This is a genomic window from Streptomyces scabiei 87.22, from assembly GCF_000091305.1.
GTDB classification, from domain to species: Bacteria; Actinomycetota; Actinomycetes; order Streptomycetales; family Streptomycetaceae; genus Streptomyces; species Streptomyces scabiei.
The window spans coordinates 2,221,457-2,244,270 of sequence record NC_013929.1 but is presented as its reverse complement, the minus strand read 5'-3'; the positions used below and the strand labels follow the sequence as shown (position 1 = coordinate 2,244,270).

Here is a 22,814-nt window from a genome sequence, read left to right as displayed (position 1 = left end):
GGCGGCCGGCCTACTCCAGGGCGCCGTCGACGTCCCGCAGCCGCACCGCGTAGAGCAGACGCTCGGGGATCGGATCGGTGAGCGTCCACAGCTGGCCCGTCTCCGGGGAGTAGGAGAGGGAGGAGGTGTGCCGCCCCCAGCAGGCGTACGACTCCAGGTCCGCGCCCGAGGCACCGCTCGACCCGCCCGCCGGGCACTTGGCGGCGTCGGCCCCGCCCTCGTCCTGCCGCCAGAGCGTGCCGTGCGTGCCGCGCTCCTCGGCGGCCTGGTCGACGTACCAGCCGCCGCGCTGGGCGAGGACGCCCCGGACACCGGTGGCCTCGGTCTCGTACGCCTCGGTGGCGACGGCGTCGCTCCGGCGTCCGCCGGTGGTGAGCAGGCCGGTGCGGTCGCCGGTGATGTCGAGGGCGTAGCGCCAGACGCGGGCGGGCTCCTCACCGCCCCGCCGGAACCGCTCGGTCGCCACGACCGTGGGCGGCGTCGACGTCCGGTCCAGGGAGAGCGAGCCGAGGCAGGGCACCCCGTCGTTGTCCCGGGCGTCGCAGCCGGCGCCCGCCGGGGGGCTGTAGGCGGCGACCGCCGGCAGGGCGTACCGGTAGTGGTGGGCCGACCAGCCCTCGCCCGTCCTGCCGATCGCGTCGCTGTCGGTGACGTCGGCGCGCAGGAAGCGGGCCAGGTCGAACACGTACAGGGAGTCGTCCTGCCCGGCGCGGCCGTGCGGGCCCCGAGCGGTGACGATCAGTTTGTCGTCGTACCAGGCCATGCCGCCGAGCCGGGAGCGCAGGCCCTCGAAGTTCTGCCCGCCGGAGGTCGGCACGACCAGCAGGACCCATCGGTAGACCGGGTTCGCCGGGTCGCTCGCGTCGACGAAGGCGACCCGGGCGAGCCCCTTCTCGTCGACGGGGACGGCCGCACCGCCTCGGCGCGTGCCCGGGCGGTCCGCGTTCGCCGCGCCGCCGCCGGGCGGGACGCTCCGCAGCCCGGTGTGCGACCAGCCGGCCGCGATCACCCGGTTGTCCCGGGACGTGGTGACCGAGCGGGGGACCCACTTGGCGTCGACCGCGTCGCCCGCCTCCCAGCAGTACGCCCGCACGGCCGCCGGTTCGACCGGCAGGTTGCCCTTCTCGCTGTCGAAACAGTCGCCCCGGCCGCGCATCGCGTGGTTCGCGCTGTGCAGCACCTCGTCGACACCGACCGCGCCGCCCGTGCGGCCGGCCAGGGTGCGCAGCGCGGAGGGGTCGGTCAGGGTCTCGCGCAGCTGGAGCCTGCTCAGCTCACCGGCCGAGGTGATCGGGGAGAGGGCGCCCGGCGTGCTGCCGCCCGCGGCCTGTGACGTACTGATCAGGGTGGCCGCCGCCGTGAGCGCCAGCGCGGTGCCCGCCAGGGTCGCGCGCAGCGCACGTCCCCGTCTGCGTCGTCGGTGCCTGCCGCGGTGCTGCATAAAACCTCCCGGGGACGGCCAACTGCCGCCCGTGAAGAAGATCTTGACGGGGAGGCAGGTGGGGCGGCCTGGCAGCGATGCTACGGCAGTGGGACACGTGTCACGCCGAGGTCCCCGGAAATACAGGGAGATCCCTCACTCCGAGGCCATGATCCGTTCACCGGGAGCTGCTGCGGATGTTCGAGCGGGGCTCACGGGACCGGCCCGGCGCGCTCGTGTCCCGGTGGCTCCCCGGGGTGGAGGACGCCGAGGGGAACGGCCCCCCGCGCCCGCACCACCCCGGGTGCCACCGAGTGCGGCAGCAGGTCCAACGAGGTCTCGGGCAGCAGCACTTCGACGTCGGCCCGCTCGGTGAAGCGGTACGGGCGGTGGTCGAGGAAGGCGCCGAGGTAACGGCGCACCCGGGACATCTCCGCGCGGACGGTGACCGTGCGCGCGGGGTCGCCGAACATGTCGGCGGCGAGGGCGGAGGCGCTGCGGCCGCCGCGGTGCAGGGCGAGCAGGTACAGCAGTTCGGCGTGGCGGGGGGTGAGTTCGTGCGTCCAGGAGCCCGCGCAGCCGGCCACCGTGACGCTCCAGCGGCGCGGCCGGGAGACGTCGAGGGTGATGTGCGTGGCGGCCGGGGCGAGCGCCGGATCGGCGGTGGGGCGTATCAACCAGCCGCCGGGCAGCGGCTCGACGGTGCACGGCCCGAGCGCCGGGAGCCGGCAGCGGCCGGGGGAGAGCGGGGTGGGCAGGGCGACGCGGCTGGTGTACGGCATGCCGGTCACCGCCGCCGTCCAGCCGTCCCGGTCGACGGCGACCGCGCGACCGCCGATGCGGGCCAGCACCGGAGCCGCCACCGCCCGCAGCTGTTCGAGCGAGGTCAGGTGCAGGTCCCGCAGTCGGGCCTGGGCGAGCCGGGCGACCGCGTCGACCAGGGCGAGGGTGGAGGGGTGCAGCGTCTCCAGGGGGCCGCTGATGTCCACCACACCGAGCAGCCTGCCGTCCCGCGGGTCCGTGACCGGGGCGCCGGTGCAGGTCCAGGGGTGCAGCGCGCGCACGAAGTGCTCGGCGGAGAAGACCTGTACGGCCCGGCGCGAGACGAGGGGCGTGCCGATGCCGTTCGTGCCGACGGTCTCCTCGCGCAGGTCCGCGCCGATCCCGAGGCCCTGTCCGTCGGCCTTGCGGAGCACGGCCGGACTGCCCTCCCGCCACAGCACCCGGGCGTCGGCGTCCGCCACCATCATGATGTGCTGCGTGGTGTCCGCGAGGGAGAGCAGCCCCTCCCGCAGGACCGGCAGGACGTGACGCAGCCGTGTGGTCCGGCGGCGGCGCTCGATCTCGTCGCGGCCGAGGAGATCGGACCGGAAGTCGTGGTCGGGGTCGACACCGCTGCGCACCGTACGCCCCCAGGACTCGCGGATCGCGGGGCGCGGGGCGGGTTTCGAGGGCCGTCCGTCGAGGGTGTGGGCGTGTACCTCGCCGAGGACGCGGGCCGCCCGGGCGGCGTCCGTGGCGGTGAGCCGCGCGACTTCCATCGGCGAGTGCGGCACTCGTTCCTCCCCGGCAGGCCGGTGCCTCCCCGGCCCCGGTGGCCGCGGAAGCCCGGATCTGCGCGACGGCGTTGACTGCGGGCTTCATAGTCTGCCGCTTCTCGGCCACGGAGGGACGCACTCCGGCCACAGAGCGCCGACGAGTTGCAACCCCCTGCAACCCTGGCGGACCGCCGGGGCCCTCCTCGAAACTTGTTCCACGTCGCCCGGTGCGGCGTACGTGCTCCGCTCGTGGGGGCTCTGGTGGCGGGGGTGGTGCCGTGTCGGCGCAGCACCACCCCCGCGCCGGACCACCCGGAAGAGGGGCGCCCGCCGCGGGCGCGGCGTCCCTCCCGGGGCGGAGCCTCAGCCGACCGGGCGCGCCCGTTCCACGATCGACGCCAGGTCCAGGGTGTGCGGCAGGGTGCCGAATGCCGAGCCCCGGTCGCCGCCCAGCCGGGAGGCGCAGAACGCGTCGGCGACCGCCGGCGGCGCGTACCGCACGAGGAGCGCGCCCTGGAGGACGAGGGCGAGCCGCTCCACGAGCCGCCGCGCACGGGCCTCGACGCCCTCCAGGTCGGCGAGTTCGGTGAGCAGGTCCTTGATCGCTCCGTCGAGCCGGTGGTCGGCCCCCCGGGCCGCGCCCACCTCCCGCAGACAGGCGTCCAGGGCTCCCGGCTCGCGCTGGAGCGCGCGCAGCACATCGAGGGCCTGTACGTTCCCGGCGCCCTCCCAGACCGAGTTGAGCGGGGACTCGCGCAGCAGCCGGGGCATGCCGGACTCCTCGACGTAGCCGTTGCCGCCCAGGCACTCCGCCGCCTCGGCCACCAGCGGGGTGCAGCGCTTGGTCACCCAGTACTTGGCCACCGGCACCGCCAGCCGCAGGAACGCACGTTCGTTCTCGGCGCCCGCCTCCGCCGCGTCGTAGGCCGCGGCCACCCGCATCGCCAGCACCGTCGCCGCCTCCGACTCCAGCGCCAGGTCCGCGAGCACGTTGCGCATCAGCGGCTTGTCGATCAGCGGCCCGCCGAACGCCTCCCGGTACGTGCAGTGGTGCACCGCCTGGGCCACCGCCTGCCGCATCAGCGAGGCCGCGCCCAGCGCGCAGTCCAGCCGAGTGGCCGCCACCATCCCGATGATCGTCCGCACCCCGCGTCCCTCGTCGCCGACCCGGCGCGCCCACGTCCCGTCGAACTCGACCTCGGCGGAGGCGTTCGACCGGTTGCCCAGCTTCTCCTTCAGCCGCTGGATACGGAACACGTTCCGCGACCCGTCGGCCAGCACCCGGGGCACCAGGAAACACGTCAGCCCTCCCGGCGCCTGCGCCAGCACCAGGAACCCGTCCGACATCGGTGCCGAGCAGAACCACTTGTGACCGGTCAGCTCGTACGTCCCGTCCTCGGCCAGCGGCCGCGCCGCGGTGGCGTTGGCGCGTACGTCGCTGCCGCCCTGCTTCTCGGTCATGCCCATCCCGAAGAGGGCACCCGCCTTCTGGGCGGCGGGCCGCATGTCCCGGTCGTAGAGCAGGGACGTCAGCCGCGGCTCCCACTCCGCGGCGAGCGCCGGGTCCGTGCGCAGGGCGGGCACCGCCGCGTGCGTCATCGACAGCGGGCAGCCGTTGCCCGCCTCGACCTGTGTCCAGACGACGAACGCCGCCGCCCGCCGCACATGCCCGCCGGGCCGCGTCCAGGCCGCCGTCAGCCCCGCCGAGACGCCCTTGCCCAGCAGCCGGTGCCAGGACGGATGGAACTCCACCTCGTCCACCCGGTTCCCGTACCGGTCGTAGGCCCGCAGCTTCGGCGGGTTCTCGTTCGCCAGCCGCCCCCACTCCTGCACCTGGGCGGAGCCCGACGTCCGGCCGAACCCCGACAGCTCCTCGCGGGCCTCGTCCCGTACCTCCGGCGCCAGATGCCGTGCGACCGCCTCGTCGAGCACCTTGTCGGCGGCGAAGACGTCGTAGTCCACCAGGGGCGGAGCCTGATTGGTCACTTCGTGGGTGCTGGATGCCATGTCCGGAACCTACCCGGCGGCGGGACGTCGTCACGGAGATGCCACCGGTGTCCGGCCGACCGGTGTCCGGCGCGGACCAGGACGGTCCGGCACCGGATCACGGAGGCCGCCTCAGACGGGCGCCGCCAGTTCGCCCGTCCCCACCTCGCCCGTCCCGAACTCCTCCTCGGGCGCCGCCACCGCCTCCCCGTACTGCTCCTGCGGCCAGCCCGGCCGGTAGATCGTGTCGAGGTAGCGCTCCCCGAGGTCCGGGGAGATCGCCACCGCCGTCATGTCGGGCGAGCCGTTGCGGGCCAGCCAGGCGCCCGCGCCGCTGACGACCGTGCCGGTGGAGCCCCCGAACAGGAACCCGCGCCGGGCCATGCCGTGACAGGCCCGTACGGTGTCGATCTCCTCCACCCGGACGACGTCGTCCACGTACGACGCGTCGAGCAGCGCCGGGGCCACGCTCGTGCCGAGCCCCGGGATCATCCGGCGGCCCGGCGCCCCGCCGAACGCCACCGAACCGACGCTGTCCACGGCCACGATCCGCACCCGGCGCCGCCGCTCCCAGAACCACTGGGCGCAGCCCATCAGCGTCCCGGAGGTGCCGACCCCCACGAAGAGCACGTCCAGGCACGGGAACTGCCGGGCGACGGCGGGCGCGGTGGTGCGGTAGTGCGCCTGCCGGTTCGCCTCGTTGGTGTACTGGTCCAGCCACACGTACCCCGGGTCGGTGGCGCACAGCGCGCGGACGTACGAGATCCGCGCCCCCAGGAAACCGCCGTGCGGGTCCGGCTCGGAGATGACGTGGACCCGGCTGCCCAGCGCCTCGATCATGCGCCGGGTCTGCGGATTGCACCGGGAATCGGTGACGCACAGGAACCGGTAGCCCCGGCTCGCCGCGATCATGGCCAGCGCCACGCCCAGATTGCCGGACGACGACTCCACGAGCGTCGCCCCCGGCCCGAGACGCCCCTCCCGTTCGGCGGCCCGCACCATCTCGGACGCGGCCTTGAGTTTGATCGAGCCGGCGAAGTTGAACCCCTCGCACTTCAGGAAGAGCCGATGTCCGACGACCTGGCAGAGATCGACGTACAGCTCCTCCTCGTTGAAGTCCGTGGGAACGGATATGACTGGCACCGCTGCCCCCCTGGTCGTGCACTGTCGTACGCGCTGCGCCCGGCCCTCAGCCGTGGCGGCGCAGCTCGTGGAAGAAGTCGTCCACGACCCGCAGTCCGCCGGAGCGGGCCACTTCCCCGTGGACATGGGCGCCGACCGCGAGGTCGAGGACCCCGAGGCCGAAGGGCGAGAAGACCACCGGACGGTCGGCCGGCACGGCCGCCCGGCCGGTGAGGACGTCGTGGAGCGTTCCGTCGAGGAAGTCCCGGTTTCCGGTGAGCCGTTCGGTCAGGTGCGGTGAGGTGTCCGCCTTGAGGCAGTGCTCGACGTCGTCGACGAAGTTCGCCGACGCGAGCAGCACCTCGGGCGCGAGATCGCGCAGCGACACGTGCAGCACCAGCGGGTGGTGGGCGAACCACTTCGGGTCACGGATGTGCGGCTCGCCCGCGATCGTCGCGAACACCACCAGGTCGCTCGCCCGGATCACGTCCTCGGCGCCCTCGTGCACGGTCACCCGGCCCGTGGCGCCGGACCGCTCCAGGTACCCCCGGAACCCGGCCGCGCTGTCCGCGGACAGGTCGTGCACCCCCACCTCCTCGAACACGAAGTCCGTCGCCGCGAGGAACGTGTGGACGTACCGGGCGATCAGGCCGGTGCCGACGAAGCCGACCCGGGCCGGGCGCGGCGCCCCCCGGCGCGCCCCGCTCAGCCGGTCGGCGGCCAGCGCCGCCGACGCCGCCGTCCGGGCCGCACTGATGACCGAGGCCTCCAGGCACGCGAACGGATAGCCGGTGGCATGGTCGTTGAGGATCAGCACGGCCGACGCGCGCGGCAGCCCGGACGCCGTGTTCTCCGGGAAACTGGAGATCCACTTCAACCCGTCCACCCCGACCTTCCCGCCCAGCGAGGCGGGCAGCGCGATGATCCGCGAGGACGGACGGTCGGGGAAGCGGAGGAAGTACGACGGCGGATTGACCGTGTCCCCCGTGTTCCCGTCGCCGTGCAGGAGATAGACGGACTCGACCAGGCCGACGATCTCCCGCTCCCGGCCCCGCAGGGCCTGCTGCACCTGGGCGCCGGAGATCACGGCGAAACCCGGAACCTCGGTCATACGCGACTCACCTCGTCCTTCGTCGGGAAACCGGCCGGCCGAACCGGATCGGCCAGGCCCACCAGCAGCTCGCGGGGCCCCTCGAAGGGCTCACGGCCGTGGGCACAGCGGATGTTGTCCACGAGGAGCAGGTCGCCCGGCCGCCACGCCCGGCGGACGGTGTGCGCCTCGTAGACCTCGTTGAGCGTCTCGACGACGTCGGCACCGATCGGAGCGCCGTCGCCGTAGCGGGTGTTGAAGGGCAGTCCGTCGGTCCCGTACACGTCCACCAGGTACGCGCGCACCTCGGCGTCCAGGGTCCACTCGCTGAGGAAGGCGATCTGGTTGAACCAGCAGCGGCGTCCCGTCACCGGGTGCCGCAGCACGGCGGGGCGCCGCTGCCGGGTGCGCAGCGACCCGTCGGGCCGCCAGTCGACGTCGATCGAGTGCGCCCGGCAGTATGTCTCGACGGCGGCACGGTCGTCGGTGCCGAACGCCTCGGCGACCGACGCCCCGATCTCGTCGTTGTACGAGCGGGTGAGCAGCCAGCCCTCCCGTTCGAACCGCTCGGTCACCTCCGCCGGCAGCGCGTCCAGTACGGCCGCCGCGTCGGCGACCCCGGTCGCCCCGCCCCGTCCGGCGGCCTCCAGACAGGCGAAGAGCAGCAGGCCGGGGAAGTCCAGGGCGTAGCTCGACTCGTGGTGCATGCACATCGGCTGGTTCGACGGCCAGGCCGTCGGCGCGTGCACGCCGTCCCCGTACGTCCGCCGGGGAGCGAACGCCTCCCGCTCGACCGTCAGGGTGTCGGCCAGGCCCCGGAAGACCGCGCCCACCTCGGCGGCGTCCCGCAGCCCGAGTCCGCGCACCAGCAGCGAACCGTGCTCCGCGACCGCGGCCCGCAGCGCCTCCCGCCGTCCGGCCGCCCACCGGGAGGCGGGTTCGCCGGGGGTGACGGTGAGGAGCGGCGGACAGTCGGTCGACAGCACGATGTCCGGCAGCGGAAGGGAGGCCGCGGTCGCCGTGTCCTCCCGGCGGCGCCCGGCGGCCCGGCGGCGGCTCAGAAAGCTCATGACGGCCTCCCCGCTCCGGCGGCCCCGGCCCTCGTGTCGATCAGCCCGGCCAGCCCGGACAGCACCGGATGCGCGGTCACGTCCCCGGGGGACACCGCCCGCCGCAGCACGATCGCGAGCCGCACCGCCGACAGCGAGGTGCCGCCCCGGTCGAAGAAGTGGTCGTGCCGGCCGATCCGGGCCCGCGGCACCCCGAGCACCTCGGCCCAGGCGTCGGCCAGCCGCTCCTCGGTCGCCGTCGCGGGCGGCCCGCCCGCCTCCCCGTCCCCCGTGCCGAGTTCCTCGGCCAGCGCCGTCAGCGCCCGCCGGTCGGTCTTGCCGTTGGCGGTCAGCGGCAGGCTCTCCCGCCGGTGGAACACCGACGGCACCATGTATGCCGGCAGCGAGGCCGCCAGCCGGTCCCGCAGCTCCTCGACGGGCAGGGGCCGGCCCGAGTGGAAGGCGACCAGGTGCCCGCCCCCGGCGACCACCACCGCACCGTCCCGCACGCCCGCCACCCCGAGCAGCGCGTTCTCCACCTCGCCGATCTCGATACGGAAGCCGCGCACCTTGACCTGGGTGTCCCGGCGGCCCAGGAACTCCAGTTTCCCGTCGGGCCGCCAGCGCCCGTGGTCCCCGCTGCGGTAGAGCCGTTCGCCTGGCCGGTACGGGTCGGTGGTGAACGCGTGCGCGGTGCGCTCGGGGTCGTTGACGTACCCCCGCCCGACACAGACCCCGGAGAAGACGATCTCCCCGGGCGCGCCGAGCGGCACGGGCGAGAGGCTCTCGTCAACGACGTACACGCGGACGTTGTGCACGGGACGGCCCAGCGGCACCCGGCTCCCCTCGGGGGCCCGGTCCATGACCTCGTGATTGGTGTCGTCCGAGGTCTCGGTCAGCCCGTAGGCGTTGACCAGGGGTGTGCCCGGCTCGCGGGCGAACCAGCGCTCCACCAGCTCCTTCTTCAGCGCCTCCCCGGTCACCGACACCCGCCGCAGGTCGGGCAGCGCGCGTGGATGCCGCTCCAGGTGGGCGAGGACCGCTTCGAGGTACGACGGCACGACCTGGAGCACGTTCACCCGGCCGTCCACGACCCGGTCGACGAACCGTCCGACGTCCAGGACCGCCTCCTGCTCCACCAGCAGGGTCCGGCCCCCGGCGAGGGGTCCGGCCAGCAGCTGCCACAGGGAGATGTCGAAGCACTGGGGGGCGGTCTGGGCGACCGTGTCCCCCTCACCGATGCCGAGGTCGTCGAGCTTGGCGTACAGGTGGTTGAGCATCCCGGCGTGCTCGCACATCGCGCCCTTGGGCTCGCCCGTGGAACCGGACGTGAAGTAGATGTACGCGAGCCGGTCCGGCCCGATCTCCAGGCCGAGGTCGACGTCCTGGTGGGCCTCGTCGTAGGCGTCCTCCACCAGCAGCCGCCGCACCCCCGGCAGGGACGCCAGCGCCCCGTCCAGCGTGGCCGTGGCGCCCCGTTCGGTGAGCACCAGCTCGCACCCGGCGCGGGCCAGCGTGGTCGCGATGCGCCCGGCGGGGAAGTGCGGCTCGACGGGCAGATAGACACCTCCCGCCTTGAACACGGCGAGGACGGCCGCCATCCAGTCGAGGTTCCGCTCGGTCACCACCGCGACCACGCCCTCGGGGCGAAGACCCCGGGCCAGCAGGGCCCGACCGAGCCGGTTGGCGCGGGAGTTGAGTTCGCGGTACGTCCACCGCCGCTCGCCGTGGACGGCCACGACGGCGTCCGGGTGGGTCACGACCCGCCGCTCGAACAGCTCGTGCACCCGGCGGTCGGGCAGGTCGCGGTCGGGCCCCGCCAACTCGTCGAGCTGGAAACGGAGTTCGTCGTCCGACACCAGGCTCCGCCGCGCGTGCCCGGCGTCCGGTTCGGTGGCCAGCAGGGTGAGTGCGGTGACGTGGTACCCGGCGATCCGGGCCGCGGCGTCCTCGTCGAGCGCGTCGGTGCGGTAGCGCAGCCGCAGCGCCGGGCCGCCGTCGTGGTGCACCAGGCCCACCCGCAGTACTGCCTCCCCGCCGAGGCCGTCGTCGCCCCCGTCGGGGTCGAGCACCGTCTCGAACGGCGGCTCCCCGAGACCGAGTTCGTGCCACATGGCGTCCACGGGATGTCCGGCGTGCGTCCGCAGCTCCGCCGTGGCCCGCCGCGCCCTCTCCCGCAGCGCGCGCCAGGTGCCGCCGGGGGCGACGGTGATCCGGCAGGGCAGCGGGCGGCCGTCCACCACCATGCCGGTGACGACCTCGCTCTCGCCCGTCAGCGCGGCGAGCACCTTCGCGTGGGCGGCCGTCAGCGCGGCCGTCCCGTCCGTGGCGGGCAACAGTCCTTCGGGCAGGGCGACGTCGAGGACGCCCGTCCCCTTCCCCGGGGCCGTGCTCCACCGCGGTATCGCGGTCCGCCCGCCGGCGGTGAGCACCTCGTGCCAGTACGCGCGGGCGGCCTCGCCCGACTCCGACCGATCCATCGTTCTCCCCCGATTCACCGTGCTCCGGTGTTCTCCGTCGCCGGGTTCCCGCCCCAGCGCGCGTGCGGCGGCACCTGCTCGCCCTTCATCAGGAAGGAGTCGGGCGCGAGCACCGCTCCCTCGCCCAGCACGACGCCGTAGTGGACGAACGCCCCGACCTCCAGCGTGCCGCCGGCGCCGATCGTGACGTGGTCGGACTTGTAGGTGCCGTCCTCCTGCGAATGCGCCTGGATCTTGCTCCCGGCGGCGAGTGTGCAGTCGTCCCCGACGGTCGTCAGCGTCCGTTCGGTGATGTACACCCCGTCGTCGAAGACCCGGCGCCCGATCCGCACCCCCAGCAGCCGCCAGACGAGGGACTTGTACGGGGTGCCGTTGAACGCCTCCAGGTGGGCGTCCGGCAGCTTCCACAGCCGCTCCTGCCGCCAGAAGACGGGGTCGTAGATGGAGCACAGCCGGGGCCGCAGCGGCCGGAAGCGGGTCAGGGTCCGTTCCACCAGCGCGTAGAACAGGACGGTGAACACCAGCGCCGCCGGGGGCAGCGCGGCGAGCGCGAGCAGTCCTCGCGGCTCGTCGCCGTGCCCGTAGAGGTCGTAGGCCGCGAAGCCGAGGACGGTGAGCGCGCAGGTGTGCAGCCAGCGCAGGAACAGGAACAGTGCCATCGAGCGCAGGTTGAAGCGGTTCTTCGCGGCGAGCCTGCGGGCGAGTTCGGGGCCCTCGCGCAGATGGTCGAAGCGGCTGTCGCGCTCCACCGAGCGGGGGATCTCGAAGGGCGGCGAGCCGAGCAGTCCGACCCCTTCGCGGATCTCGCCGTCGAGCGGCACCAGCACCTTCGTGGCCAGCAGGCAGTTCTCGCCGGTCCGCCCGCCCACCGGGTAGGCGATGGCGTTGCCCAGGAAGTTGTGCCCGCCGATCGCCGTGCGGGACACCCGGAAGGAGGTGGAGGAGTATTCCGCGTTCATCACCGACAGCCCGTCCGCGACCATCGTGCCGCTGCCCACCCGCACCAGGTACGGGGTCTCGTGCTGCACCGCGGTCCCGAAGTTGGAGCCGGTCTGCTCGACGCGCGAGAGGTCGTACCCGAGGGCACGGAGGCAGGGGACGATGTACGAGCTGTCACCGCACAGCCAGGTGAAGAACTTCCGGTTGGTCGAGCGGAAGATCGCGCGGTGCACCGAGTAGTGGAAGCCGTACAGCGGATAGGTGCGGTCCGGCCGCACCAGCGGGCGCAGCAGCCGGGGGACGAGGAACGCGGAGACCGCCGCGACGACGACGGAGCCGGCGAACAGCGCGAGCGACAGGGCCGTCGCCTCCGCGTAGAAGCGGGCCGAGGTGAGGTGCAGCGCCGCCGGGTCGAGCAGGGTCTCCAGCTCGGGTGCGGCGGTGAGCAGCAGATGGGCGCCGCCGACCGTCAGCGGCACGTACAGCAGCAGTGCCTGGAGCAGGGCGGCGAGGCCGTAGCCGGCGCGCCGGAGCGTGCCGCAGGGCAGCGGGGCGACCCGGATGTGGTCCACGTCGGTGCGCCGGGCGGGTGAGCCGTGCCAGCTCTCTCCGGCCGGCACCGACTCGCCGTCCCGCAACGCGGAGGAGTGGCCGAGCTGGGCGCCGTCTCCCAGGGCGGTGCCGATGTCGAGGACGGTGTGTTCGCCGACGAAGGCGTCCCGGCCGAGGGTGACGGGGCCGGTGCGGATGTGCCCGGCGCGCGCCCGGTAGCAGAGGAAGGCGCAGTCCTTGCGGATCACCGTGCCCGCCCCGATCGTCAGCAGATCGGTGCAGACCGGGAGGGTGCGGCTGAGGATCGTGACGCCCGGTCCGACGCGGGCCCCGAGGGCGCGCAGGTACAGCACGTACAGCGGGGTGCCGACGAGCAGGATCATCGGGCTGGTGCGCAGCAGCGCCTTGACGGTCCAGAACCGCAGGTACGCAGGCCCCCAGACGGGGAACTCCACGGGTTTCCACCGTCCCACCAGCAGCCACTTGGCGGCGACCGGCAGGGCGCACAGGGCGGACAGGGCGAGCGCGCCGAAGACCGCCGAGCGCAGGTAGACCGCGACGAGCCCCGAGGCGTCCGCCACCCACGCGTACCCCCGTACGTATCCGGCGGCGGCGAGCAGGCAGTACCCGGCGAAGAGGAGCAACTGCAGGGCCCCGCACAGGGTGTAGCGCAGGGTGCTGCCCACGGGCACGGGCCCGGCGGGCGGCGGCGGGGCGGCCTGCCTCGCCGGGGCGTTCGTCAGCGCGGCGGCGAGGCTGCGGACGGTGGGGTGACCGTAGACGTCCCGGATGGACACCGACGGCAGTTCCGGGTGCTTCCTGACGCGGGCGCAGAAATGCGCCATGGTGAGCGAGTTGGCACCGAGGTCGTCGAAGAAGTGGCTTTCTGCGGGCACGTGTTCGACGCGTGCGACATCGGCCAGGAGTTCGGCCATAAGTCGTTCGATAGTGGTGTTCGATTTCTCCGCGTCCGGCTCGGCCCTCGCGGCCTCGCCCGGTTCTTCCGCCACGGACCGTGGCGCTGGAAGTGTCATTGAATTTCTCCGCGACAGGTGTTGCGATGGAAGGCGCCCGGGGGTGAACGGGACGGCGCGCGGAATGACAGAAAGGGGGGAGGGGTGCGGAAAAGGAAAGCGGTGACGTGTGGGACGGAATCGATCGGACCTGCTGGGGACCGAAGGGGATGGCCCGGCGTGTGCTCCGCCGGCGCCTCCTCCGGATGGGCGCGGCGGAATGCAATCCGGATTCTTTCGGTACATTCGGGAACAGGTCAAGCATGGCCGGGTGATTGACGCTTTCCCGCCCTTTCCCCGAACTCGCCGCGGATGTCGGACCCGAACCCGCCCCCTGCTTCAGCGGGCAACTTTCCAAGAAAAGAAAAGAATGCGCCGGATCGTTCATCTTCCGGACTCGTCATGATTCGGCCAGCACGTGCATGACAGAAAAGGCGATCCGGAATCACCTTTGATTTCTCCTGGGTTTCCCCGGGTTTGCTGCCTCGTCACGCGACCGGAGGGGGCCGTGCGTCGCACGCGGACCCTGGCGCGGCCCACGGCACCGGGAGGTGAGGGTGACACGCGCAGGCGGATACCTTTAGGGCGTGCAGCCAGCAAGTCAGTCACCCCCACCGTCGGCGAGCCCCCATGGGCGTCTCCATCGCGCGCGCGCCCTCTACCGGGACGTGTCCAAGCGCAGGACCGCCTGGCTGCTCCTGAAGGACACCGTCAACTCCTGCATCGAGTACCGCATCCTGGGCCTGGCGGCCGAGGCGGCGTTCTTCACGCTGCTCTCCGTGCCGCCGCTGCTGCTCAGCATGATCGGCCTGCTCGGCTACGTCGACGACTGGACCGGCGCCGACACCATCGCCAGCCTGGAGCTCAACCTGCTGGAGGCCTCGCGGACCGTCCTGTCCGAGAAGGGTGTCGCACAGATCGCGCAGCCGATCCTGGACGACGTGATGAAGGGCGGTCGCCCCGACGTCATCTCCATAGGCTTCCTCTTCGCCCTGTGGTCCGGCTCCCGCGCGGTGAACGTCTTCATCGACACCATCACCGTCATGTACGGCCTCGACGGCGTCCGCGGCATCGTCAAGACCCGCCTCATGGCGTTCCTGCTCTTCCTCGTGGCGCTGCTCATCGGCTCGATCGCCCTGCCGCTGATGGTGGCGGGACCCGACGCCGTCGTCCGGATCGTCCCGTGGTCCGCGACCGTCGTCCAGGTCCTCTACTGGCCCGTCGTGATCGTCCTGTCCATCGTCTTCCTGACGACGCTCTACCACGTGTCGGTGCCGGTCCGTTCGCCCTGGGTCGAGGACGTCCCCGGCGCCCTCGTCGCCCTCGGCATGTGGGTGCTGGGCAGCTTCCTGCTGCGCATCTATCTCACCAACACGGTCGAGGGGGCGACGATCTACGGCTCCCTGGCCGCCGCCGTCGCCGTCCTGCTCTGGATCGGTGTGGGCGCCTTCGCCGTGCTCGTCGGCGCCGCCGTCAACGCCGCGATCGACCGCGTCTGGCCGGCCGCAGCCACGGCCGCCGCCCGCGCCGCCAACGAGCGCCTGCGCGAGGAACAGGCCGCCGAGTACGTCGCCCGTGCCGCCGCCGCCCGCACCTACGACCCCGAGGACCCCGACATGCCCTCCGAGTTCCCGGAGCGCTGGTCCCGCTTCCTCCCCCCGGAGGACGTGACGTCGCGCCTGCGGTCACCCGTGAAGAAGGGGGAGGACTGACGGCGGCCCCGCCCCGGAGGGCGGGCGCGGCCCGGCCTCCCCGGGCGTAGCCTCGTTCCCGTGTACGTGGAAAGGGCTTCCCGGCTGGACGGGGCCGTGGTGTGGACCGCCGGCCCCGGTGAGCCGGGTGCGGGGCGGGTCCTGCCCGACGGGTGCATGGACCTGCTGTGGCACGACGGGCGCCTGCTGGTGGCCGGCCCCGACACCCGGGCGTACGTCACCGGAGGGTCGTCCGGCGGCTGGGCGGGGCTCCGCTTCTTCCCCGGTCAGGCGCCCGCCTTCCTGGGGGTGCCCGCGCACGAACTGCGCGACCGGCGGGTGGCGCTGGCCGACCTGTGGTCGCCGGCGGACGTGCGGCGGCTCACCGCGCGGGTGAACGCGGCCGGTGATCCCGCGAGCGGACTCGAAGCGGTCGTCCTGGAGCGGGCGGCCGAGGTGGGGCGGCCCGACCCGGTGCTGCGACACGTCGTCACCGCCCTCGACGCGGGGCGGCCCGTCGCGGCGACCGCCGACGAACTCGGGCTCGGCGCCCGGCAGTTGCACCGCCGGTCGCTCGCCGCGTTCGGATACGGACCCAAGACACTGGCCCGCGTGCTCCGGCTGCGGCGGGCGCTCGCGCTCGCCCGGGACGGCGTGCCCTTCGCCGAGACGGCGGCCCGCAGCGGCTACGCCGACCAGGCCCACCTCGCCCGTGACGTAAGGGAGTTGGCGGGTCTGCCGCTCGGTGAACTGCTCGGCGGACGCTAGCGGGGGCCCGCCGGGCGCCGGGCTACTCAGGGGCAGGGGCAGGGGCAGGGGCGGATACGGAGGCCGGCAGAGGTGCGAAGAGGTCGACGCCGTTGCCGTCGGGGTCGAGGACGACGGCGTACCGCTGGCCCCACACCGCGTCCCACGGCTCGATCTCGCCGCGGTACCCGGCGTCCACCAGCTCCGCGTACACCGCGTCGACCTCGGCCGGGCTGTCGCACAGCAGGGCCAGCCCGCCGCCGCCCTTCCCGGGGCGGAAACCCGGATGGAAGGACCGGACGGTCTCCACGGTGTCGAGCAGCAGCCGGAGTCCGCCGGGCAGGTCCGCCTCGGCGTGCGGCAGGTGCTCGGCACCCTCCGGGAAGGCGAAGCCGAGGCGGCGGTAGAAGGCGACGGAGGCGGCCATGTCCGAGGCCACCATGCCGATCGCGTCGAGTCGTGGAGTCATGCGGCCACCGTAGGCGGACCGCCGCGAGCCGGTCTTGAAGGAATCGGACACGGGCCCCGCACCGTCGCGGGGCCCGCCCAGGGCCGCGGAGTCCGTGTGCCGGGTCCGTCAGTCCGTCAGTCCGTCAGTCCGTGGTCCGTCAGGACGTACCGCCCGGCTGCTGCGGGCCGAACGCCGTCATGAAGCGGTCGCGGAACTTGTCCATCCGCCACACCGGGGTGTTGTCGGCGGGCTGGAGACCGTCGGTCCAGCCCCAGTCGGCGACCTTCTTCAGGACCTCGGGGTCCTTGGCGACGATGGAGACCGGGACGTCGTGGCTGGGGTTGGCGCCGGTGACCGTCTTGTTGGGCTGGTGGTCACCGAGGAAGACCAGGACGGTGTCCCGGGAGCCGTGCTTGGCCACGAAGTCGACGAGACTGCTCACCGAGTACTGGATCGACTTGCGGTACTCGTCCCGTACGGCCAGCGGATCCTTCCAGACCTCCGTGGGGTTCTTGCCCTCGGCCTTCTGCAGCCCGTGGTAGACCGACCCGTCGCCGACCTGGTCGTCGGGGATCGTGCTCGGGATGGGTGCCCACGGGTTGTGGCTGGAGGTCAGGATGATCTCCGCCATCATCGGCTCACGGTCCTTCTTGCCGTGCTCCAGCTCCTCGAACGCCTTCAGCGTGTACTGGTCGGGCATCGTCGACCAGCTGAACTTCGGTCCCTTGTAGCCGAGCTGGTCCGAGTCGTAGATGTGGTCCAGGCCGAAGTACTTGCCCTCCGGCCACGCCTTCTGGGTACCCGGCACGACACCGACCGTGCGCCAGGCGCCGGTGCGCCGGAACGCCTCGGTGAGGGTGAGCCGGTCGCTGGCGACGAGGTTGGCGTAACGCGACTGGTTCTTGATCCACAGACCGGACAGGAACGTGGAGTGCCCCAGCCAGCTGCCGGCGCCCGTGATGGGGGAGCGCAGCCAGCCGCTCTGCGACGCGTACCCGGCGTCCTTCAGCTCCTGCGTCTTCTGCGCGAGCGTGCGGCTGAGCGGCTCGCCCATCCGCGGGTCGTCGATCGCGGAGCGGCCGTAGCTCTCGATGAACGTGATCAGTACGTCCTTGCCGCGCAGCCCCGTCAGCAGCTGCTCGGGCGGCACGTCCGCGAAGGCGTCCACCGCGGACTGCTTGCGGAACGCCTCGCCGTCCTTGAGGCCGTCGCTCACCGACTCGATCCGGTTCTCCACGAGCGTCGCCGCGCTGTGCGAGGCGACGGGGACGTCGGCCACCTCCAGCGTCAGCGTCGAACACATGATCCATGCGGTGCCCAGGACGAGCAGCGTCCGGCCAGCCGTGTGGCGGTTGCGCGTCATCAGCCGGCTGATCCGTGCCACCGCCAGTGTCATCAGCACCGGAAGCACCAGCGTCAGCGCGATCACCCCGACGGTCACCGCCAGCGCCGCCGTGTCGCCGAGCGAGTCCTGGACGAACGTCCGCGCGTTGTCCAGCAGGATCCAGTCGAGCACCAGGTCGAACGGGCGGTCCAGGGTCCAGTACGACCCCATGTCCAGCATCTTGAGCGTCGTCAGCAGCCCGAGCAGCACGCCGACCACCACCACCGCCACGCGCCGCGCCTTCGCCGGCAGCACGAGGAGCAGCCCCGCCACGAGGATGCCCTCGGCCGGGAGGCGCAGGAACCGTCCGAACTCGATCTTCGTGACGTCGTTCGGCACGAGCAGTGCGAACAGGACGAGCGCGACGGCCAGTCCGGTCACGGCCCAGGTGACGTACCGCGCGGCCCGGGGGTGCGTGGTGCGCCGGCCGGAGGGGGCTGCGGGGGTGGGGGCGGGGGATGCGGGGGTGGAAGCGGGTGCCGGGTCCGGCGACCGGGTCGGGTCCGATGGCCCCGGCACCGGGTCCGATGGCTCCGGCTCCGTCTTCGGCTCAGGGGCTGGCTGCGCCTCCGCCCCAGCCTCCGCCGCTGTCTCCGTCTCCGTCTTCGGCTCCGCCTCGGGCTCCGCCTCGGGCTCCGCCTCGGGCTGCGCCTCCGGCGCGGATTCCGGCCCCGCATCGGGTGCGGACGTGGACTCGGGCTCGGCGCCGGTTGCGTCCTCCGCCCCCGTACGAGCCTGCGCTTCCGTCTGTTCGCTCGCTGTCGCCGTCGCGTCCGGCGAAGCCTCTACGGACGTCGGCTCCGGAGGGGTGGCTTCGTCCGGGGTCCTGTCGTCGTCCGGTGCCGGTGTCGGTCCCGGAAGCTGCGGCGAGCGTATGTGCGACAACCCGAAGGTCCTTCCCTGTGGAGCATGTGGAGCTCGGTGCTGGTGGAGCGGAGTGGGCCGGGGCCGCTTGTACCGCCGGACCCCCCGATGGGCCGATTGCTATGCCGTACGGTCCCACGACGCCCACCGTTCACCCGCACTCAGGGTCTTCGCAACCACTTGACCGAACCAAAACGCGCCCATCGCCAACCCGTTCCCACCTGCTCAGACCGGGCGGGGCGCCCCCGTGCTGGCCCGCTCCACCAGCCGTGTCGACAACTCGGTGCGGGTGCCGTCCGGTTGGTCGCCCTCCATCATCCGCACCAGCAGCCGGAGAGCCGTCTGCGCCATCTCCGACAGCGGCTGACGGACCGTGGTGAGGCCCGGAGTCGTCCAGCGGGCCTCGGGGAGGTCGTCGAACCCGACCACGCTGATGTCGTCCGGCACCCGCAGCCCCCGCTCGGCCAGCGCCGCGTACACCCCGAGGGCCATCTTGTCCGAGCAGACGAACACGGCGGTCGGCGGCTCGGGGAGGTCGAGCAGCTGGAGCATGCGGTGGTGGGCGGTGGTCTCCATGAAGTTGCCGTAGCGCATGTACTCCGGCCGGTACGGGATCTTCGCGGCCGCCAGCGCCGAGCGGTAGCCCGCCACCCGGGCGCTGCTGCACATCTTGCGCCGGTACCCGGCGATCACCGCGATCCGCTCGTGACCCAGGGACAGCAGATGCTCGGCGGCGGTCATCCCGCCCTGCCAGTTGGCCGCCCCGACCGACACCACGCCGGGCGGCGGTTCGAGGACCGGGTCGATGAGCACGAACGGGATGCGGTGCTGGGTGAGCCAGGAGTGCTGGGCGGGGGACAGCTCGGCCAGGTTGAACAGCACGCCCGCGGAGCCCCGGGCGGCGAGCCTGTCGAACCAGCCGCGTTCGGGACGGACGCCCCGGGTGCGGCTCGGACCGGCCGAGACCACGACCTCCAGGCCGGCGTCGTGGGCGGCCTGTTCGACGCCGTGCAGGACCGCGCCCGACCAGGAACTCTCCAGGGAGTGGACCACCAGGTCGACCATGCGCGGCGGCTTCGACGGCTCGAACCGGGGTCTGCGGACGTAACCGAGCCGGTCCAGCGCCTCGGTGACCCGGCGCCTGGTCTCCGGGGCCACGTCCTCCCGGCCGTTGACCACCTTCGAGGCGGTCGGCACGGACACCCCGGCCTCGCGTGCCACCACCGCCAGCGTCGGCCCGGCCGTCGCGCTCCCGCCACGCACCATCGCGACTCCACCTCTCAGGCCCGTCCCGGGGCCGGTGAAATTTTCGAACAGCGTCGCCCGCGCGACGGAGGCGTCCCTCGCGTAGCAAGCGCTTCCTACCGTAAGCCCAACTCAACACGGCGGGAAGAAGCAGGGATTCACAGGACCGTCCGTGCCAAAACTTTCGAAACTTCGAACAAGGGGCCCTGGGCGGGTCGGCCGACCGGGCTGGGCGGTGGAATTCGGACGCGAGACCGGCTGCAGGCGCTGTCCGAGCGGGAGCGAGAGCGGGAGCGGTCACGGACCGGGCCGATGCCGTAGCCGCACCGAACGGCCTCCCGACGACCATCCGCACCCGAACGGCCTCCCGACGGCCATCCGCACCCGAACGGCGGCCCGTCGGCAGCCGCACCCGAACGGCGGCCCGTCGGCAGCCACACCGAACGGCGGCCCGTCGTCGGTACCGGCAGGAGCCCGCCGCGCACCCCGGCGTACGCCGGCCGGGTACCCGTCCCCCGAACGGCCGTCCCAGCCCCGGCACGACCGGAATACCGCGAGGGGATGTGGTGCTCTGAGGTGGACGACGGTCCACGAGCGGGCGGGCGTGAGGAGCTGGTGCGATGACGGCAGACCGGCAGGGCCCCGTGGTGAGGACGCCGTACGGTGCCGTACGCGGCGTCTACGAGTACCGCGACCAGGGCGGGAACGGGGACGGCCGCGGCGAACGGATCGCGGTGTTCCGGGGTGTCCCGTACGCGGCCCCGCCAGTCGGTCCGCGCCGGTTCCGTCCGCCCGTGCCGCCCGAGCCCTGGACGGGGGTGCGGGAGGCCGTCGCCTTCGGGCCGACTCCAGCGAAGCCGCCGTACTCGGAGGCGTTCGCCCGCTGTCTCTCGGACCCCGTCGTCCCGGGCGACGACTGCCTCAACCTGAACGTGTGGACACCGGACCCGCGCCCGGGGGCCCGGCTGCCGGTCATGGTCTGGATCCACGGCGGCGCCCTCACCCGGGGTTCGTCGGCGGTGCCGGTCTACGACGGCGCCGCCTTCGCCCGTGACGGTGTGGTGCTGGTGTCCCTCAACTACCGGCTGGGAGTGGAGGGTTACGGCCTCTTCCCGGACGCCCCGCCCAATCTCGGGCTGCGGGACCAGCTGGCCGCGCTGGAGTGGGTACGGGAGTCGGTCGGCGCCTTCGGCGGCGACCCGGACCGGGTGACCCTGGCCGGTCAGTCGGCGGGAGCCATCAGCGTCGGCGCGCTGCTGGCCGTCCCCCGCGCGCGGGGCCTGTTCCGGCGGGCCGTCCTGCAGAGCGGGCCTCCCGAGGCCCTGGACCGGGACAAGGTGCGGCGCATGGTCCGCCGGATGGCGGCCCGGCTGAAGGTCCCGGCGACCGCCGAGGCGTTCGCGGCCGTGGACCGGTCCGCCCTCGTCGAGGCGCAGGCGGAGGCCGGCCGCCTCAGCAGTCCGGTGCTGGGCGGCCCCGCCTTCGGCATCGTCGTCGACGGCGAGCTGCTGCCCAGCGATCCGCTGGAGGCGCTGACCGAGCACGGCGCGGCCCCGGGGACCGACCTCCTGATGGGCTGGACCCGTGACGAGCACCGTCTCTGGCTCGTCCCCGGCGGCCTCCAGGAACGCGTGGACCGTCTCGGCGCCGTCGCCCTGGCCGGCGCACGGGCCCGCTGCCGCTGCGGTCCGGAGCTGCCCCGCGGCTACCGCGACCTCCACCCCGACCTGGGAACCGCCGACCTGGTCGGCCGGCTCGTCACCGACCACCTCCTGCGCGTCCCCCTGCACCGCGTGGCGGACGCCCGCCTCGGCCAGGCCCACTCCTACCTCTACGAGTTCGCCTGGCCCTCCGGCGTCCCCGCCCTCGGCTCCTGCCACGCCCTCGAACTCGGCTTCGTCTTCGACACGGGCGACACCCCGGCCTCCACCAAGCTCGCCGGCGAGAACCCTCCGCGCGACCTGGCCGCCGCCATGCACACCGCCTGGGTCCGCTTCGCGACGGAGGGCACCCCCGGCTGGCCCGCCTGGGACCCCACCCACCCGGTCCGCGTCTTCGACACCCCGGACAGCCCGGACGGACCTGATTCCCCGGACGGCCCCCGGATGGTCCTCGGCCCCTACGACCCCGAACTCGCGCTCTGGGACGCCGACACCCGGCGCCCCCGGCGGGTGCAGGGCGCGGGCACCTTCGTCACCTCGGGCGGAGGCCCGCTCCCTGCCCTGCGCCGCTTCCGCCGCAGTCCCTGAGACCGGGCCCGGCGGCCCCTCAGGCCAGCGTCCGCGCGATCGCCGAGACGGCCTCGGGTCCCACCCGGCAGCAGCCGCCGATGAGCCGGGCCCCGGCCGCCCGCCACCCCAGCACCTGCTCCGTGGTGAACGTGGACCGCCCGGTCCAGGACCGGGCCGCCGCGTCCCAGGTCTCGCCGCTGTTCGGATACACGACGACCGGCTTTCCGGTGACCCGGACGGCCGTCTCGATCGCGCCGTCCACGTCCTCGGACGCGCAGCAGTTCACCCCGACGGCGACGATCTCCTCGGCGTCGGCGGCCAGTGCGAAGGCCTCCTCCAGGGGCTGCCCGGCGCGGGTGCGGTCACCGGCGACGGTGTACGACAGCCAGGCGGGCACGTCCAGACCGCGCACCGCCCGCAGCAGGGCCTCGGCCTCGTCGGTGTCCGGGATCGTCTCCAGGGCCAGTACGTCGGGGCGGGCGGCGGCCAGCACCTCCAGCCGGGGCCGGTGGAACCGTTCCAGCTCGGCCACACCCAGCCCGTAACGGCCGCGGTACTCGGAGCCGTCCGCGAGCATGGCCCCGTACGGGCCGACCGAGGCGGCCACCAGCAGCGGGCGTGCCTCGCCGCGGGTCCCGGCCTCGGCCGCCGCGTCCGCGGCCAGCCCGATGCTCAGGGCCATGAGTTCGGCCGCCCGGTCGCCGTCGATCCCGCGCTTGGCGAAGCCGTCGAAGGTGGCCTGGTAGCTGGCGGTGATGGCCACGTTCGCGCCCGCCTCGAAGTAGGCGAGATGGGCCTCGGTGATCGCCTTCGGGCTCTCCGCGAGCAGCCGCGCCGACCACAGCTCGTCGCTCAAGTCGTGCCCGGCCGACTCCAGCTGGTTGGACATACCGCCGTCGAGAACGAGGACGTCGGCGGCCAGGGCCGCGGCGAACCTGCCGGACGGAGGGCCGGGGACGGGGGAGGGGCTGCCGGATGCGTTGCTGGTCATGCCGTCGACGGTAACCGAGCC

At 73.4% G+C, this 22,814-nt stretch carries 15 protein-coding genes; 3 read left to right on the top strand and 12 right to left on the bottom strand.

Going from position 1 to position 22,814, the window contains the following annotated elements; translation table 11 throughout:
• Positions 1–10 precede the first annotated feature (10 nt).
• From SCAB_RS09345 to SCAB_RS09310, 8 genes are all read right to left on the bottom strand, one after another.
• Positions 11–1,441 carry a hypothetical protein gene (locus SCAB_RS09345; RefSeq protein WP_012999819.1) on the bottom strand — a complete coding sequence of 477 codons (1,431 nt, stop codon included), beginning with the start codon at positions 1,439–1,441 and terminating at the stop codon, positions 11–13.
• A gap of 191 nt (positions 1,442–1,632) precedes the next feature.
• Positions 1,633–2,961 carry a helix-turn-helix domain-containing protein gene (locus tag SCAB_RS09340; protein ID WP_012999818.1) on the bottom strand — a complete coding sequence of 443 codons (1,329 nt, stop codon included), beginning with the start codon at positions 2,959–2,961 and terminating at the stop codon, positions 1,633–1,635.
• A gap of 360 nt (positions 2,962–3,321) precedes the next feature.
• The gene (locus SCAB_RS09335) at positions 3,322–4,965 is read right to left on the bottom strand and encodes an acyl-CoA dehydrogenase family protein (protein ID WP_037724503.1); all 1,644 of its coding nucleotides are present in this window, start codon (positions 4,963–4,965) and stop codon (positions 3,322–3,324) included.
• A 111-nt stretch (positions 4,966–5,076) separates the two neighbouring features.
• Positions 5,077–6,087, bottom strand: a complete 1,011-nt coding sequence (sbnA, locus tag SCAB_RS09330; RefSeq protein WP_012999816.1) for a 2,3-diaminopropionate biosynthesis protein SbnA — start codon at positions 6,085–6,087, stop codon at positions 5,077–5,079.
• Positions 6,088–6,133: 46 nt separating this feature from the next.
• A complete protein-coding gene (gene sbnB, locus SCAB_RS09325) occupies positions 6,134–7,177 on the bottom strand; it encodes a 2,3-diaminopropionate biosynthesis protein SbnB (RefSeq protein WP_012999815.1) in 1,044 nt (347 codons plus the stop codon).
• Entirely contained in the window at positions 7,174–8,226 is a 1,053-nt protein-coding gene (locus SCAB_RS09320; RefSeq protein WP_012999814.1) for a TauD/TfdA family dioxygenase, read from the bottom strand. The genes sbnB and SCAB_RS09320 overlap by 4 nt, the downstream gene beginning before the upstream one ends.
• A complete protein-coding gene (locus SCAB_RS09315; protein WP_012999813.1) occupies positions 8,223–10,685 on the bottom strand; it encodes a non-ribosomal peptide synthetase in 2,463 nt (820 codons plus the stop codon). Before SCAB_RS09315 ends, SCAB_RS09320 begins: the two co-directional genes overlap by 4 nt.
• Before the next feature lie 14 nt (positions 10,686–10,699).
• Positions 10,700–13,210 (bottom strand): Pls/PosA family non-ribosomal peptide synthetase, encoded by a 2,511-nt coding sequence (locus SCAB_RS09310; protein WP_173402849.1) that lies wholly within the window; start codon positions 13,208–13,210, stop codon positions 10,700–10,702.
• Positions 13,211–13,776: 566 nt separating this feature from the next.
• Between SCAB_RS09310 and SCAB_RS09305 the strand changes: the two genes are divergently transcribed.
• On the top strand, positions 13,777–14,901 hold the full coding sequence (locus tag SCAB_RS09305; RefSeq protein WP_173402848.1) for a YihY/virulence factor BrkB family protein: 1,125 nt from the start codon (positions 13,777–13,779) through the stop codon (positions 14,899–14,901).
• Between the two features lie 60 nt (positions 14,902–14,961).
• Entirely contained in the window at positions 14,962–15,648 is a 687-nt protein-coding gene (locus SCAB_RS09300) for a helix-turn-helix domain-containing protein (RefSeq protein ID WP_012999810.1), read from the top strand.
• A gap of 22 nt (positions 15,649–15,670) precedes the next feature.
• On the opposite strand, the gene SCAB_RS09295 is transcribed toward SCAB_RS09300, so the two are convergent.
• The 3 genes from SCAB_RS09295 to SCAB_RS09285 form a co-directional block, all read right to left on the bottom strand.
• Positions 15,671–16,096 (bottom strand): VOC family protein, encoded by a 426-nt coding sequence (locus SCAB_RS09295; RefSeq protein ID WP_231884921.1) that lies wholly within the window; start codon positions 16,094–16,096, stop codon positions 15,671–15,673.
• A 139-nt stretch (positions 16,097–16,235) separates the two neighbouring features.
• Entirely contained in the window at positions 16,236–18,347 is a 2,112-nt protein-coding gene (locus SCAB_RS09290; RefSeq protein ID WP_012999808.1) for an alkaline phosphatase family protein, read from the bottom strand.
• A 204-nt stretch (positions 18,348–18,551) separates the two neighbouring features.
• The gene (locus tag SCAB_RS09285; RefSeq protein WP_012999807.1) at positions 18,552–19,592 is read right to left on the bottom strand and encodes a LacI family DNA-binding transcriptional regulator; all 1,041 of its coding nucleotides are present in this window, start codon (positions 19,590–19,592) and stop codon (positions 18,552–18,554) included.
• Positions 19,593–20,191: 599 nt separating this feature from the next.
• On the opposite strand from SCAB_RS09285, the gene SCAB_RS09280 reads away from it, so the two are divergent.
• Positions 20,192–21,820, top strand: a complete 1,629-nt coding sequence (locus tag SCAB_RS09280; RefSeq protein WP_037724170.1) for a carboxylesterase/lipase family protein — start codon at positions 20,192–20,194, stop codon at positions 21,818–21,820.
• A 19-nt stretch (positions 21,821–21,839) separates the two neighbouring features.
• Here the strand turns inward: SCAB_RS09280 and mmuM are convergent, their stop codons facing one another.
• A complete protein-coding gene (mmuM, locus tag SCAB_RS09275; RefSeq protein WP_012999805.1) occupies positions 21,840–22,793 on the bottom strand; it encodes a homocysteine S-methyltransferase in 954 nt (317 codons plus the stop codon).
• Between the last annotated feature and the right edge of the window lie 21 nt (positions 22,794–22,814).

Excerpts from the sequence above, each read along its gene's own strand:
- sbnB (WP_012999815.1), bottom strand. The coding sequence starts at position 7,177 with ATGACCGAGGTTCCGGGTTTCGCCGTGATCTCCGGCGCCCAGGTGCAG.
- SCAB_RS09280 (WP_037724170.1), top strand. The coding sequence starts at position 20,192 with ATGACGGCAGACCGGCAGGGCCCCGTGGTGAGGACGCCGTACGGTGCC.
- SCAB_RS09335 (WP_037724503.1), bottom strand. The coding sequence starts at position 4,965 with ATGGCATCCAGCACCCACGAAGTGACCAATCAGGCTCCGCCCCTGGTG.
- mmuM (WP_012999805.1), bottom strand. The coding sequence starts at position 22,793 with ATGACCAGCAACGCATCCGGCAGCCCCTCCCCCGTCCCCGGCCCTCCG.
- SCAB_RS09345 (WP_012999819.1), bottom strand. The coding sequence starts at position 1,441 with ATGCAGCACCGCGGCAGGCACCGACGACGCAGACGGGGACGTGCGCTG.
- SCAB_RS09285 (WP_012999807.1), bottom strand. The coding sequence starts at position 19,592 with ATGGTGCGTGGCGGGAGCGCGACGGCCGGGCCGACGCTGGCGGTGGTG.
- SCAB_RS09340 (WP_012999818.1), bottom strand. The coding sequence starts at position 2,961 with ATGGAAGTCGCGCGGCTCACCGCCACGGACGCCGCCCGGGCGGCCCGC.
- SCAB_RS09315 (WP_012999813.1), bottom strand. The coding sequence starts at position 10,685 with ATGGATCGGTCGGAGTCGGGCGAGGCCGCCCGCGCGTACTGGCACGAG.
- SCAB_RS09310 (WP_173402849.1), bottom strand. The coding sequence starts at position 13,210 with ATGACACTTCCAGCGCCACGGTCCGTGGCGGAAGAACCGGGCGAGGCC.
- SCAB_RS09295 (WP_231884921.1), bottom strand. The coding sequence starts at position 16,096 with ATGACTCCACGACTCGACGCGATCGGCATGGTGGCCTCGGACATGGCC.
- SCAB_RS09320 (WP_012999814.1), bottom strand. The coding sequence starts at position 8,226 with ATGAGCTTTCTGAGCCGCCGCCGGGCCGCCGGGCGCCGCCGGGAGGAC.